Origin of the sequence: Bradyrhizobium sp. CSA112 (assembly GCF_029051645.1) — a bacterium.
In the GTDB taxonomy this organism is placed as follows: Bacteria; Pseudomonadota; Alphaproteobacteria; order Rhizobiales; family Xanthobacteraceae; genus Bradyrhizobium.
Window position 1 is genome coordinate 1 of sequence record NZ_JAACFS010000153.1, and the last position, 425, is coordinate 425.

Annotated in this window: 1 protein-coding gene; it reads right to left on the reverse strand. The window is 69.2% G+C overall.

The annotated features are described in order from the left end of the window. A partial coding sequence (locus tag GWE18_RS42095) for a hypothetical protein (protein ID WP_275191331.1) occupies window positions 1–409 on the reverse strand: 409 nt, incomplete at its 3' end. Window positions 410–425: the final 16 nt, after the last annotated feature.

A 425-nucleotide genomic window follows, 5' to 3' on the forward strand; every position in this document is an offset into this window, starting at 1 on the left:
GTGTCTGCGCGTCGTAGCGCAGGCCGCTGCTGAGCTTCACCGTGCCCAGTCGGGCCGGGTTGCCGCCGGCGGTGGCCAGCGCGACGTCCATGCCCAGGTTCAACCGTTCGCCGGCCGGAAGGCTCAGCTGCGGATGGCTCATGGTCAGGGCGATCAGGCCGCCGAGGGCGTCCTGGGTGCGCGGGAAGCTGCCATCGAGGTACTGCTGCACGTCGCTGGCGCCCACCGACAGTTCGCGGCCGGAAATGGAGGGAGCCGCCTGCGCACCGATCGCAGCGGCGATCAGCACGGTGGAGGCCGCGAGGCGGGTCATCAGGGAACGCAGGCGCATGTCGGTGACCGGTGGGAAGCAGATGGATGGATCAAAGAGTAGCCGCGCAGGCTGAATCGCGCGTGCATGCCGCTGCAACGGTTCAGTCCAGCGT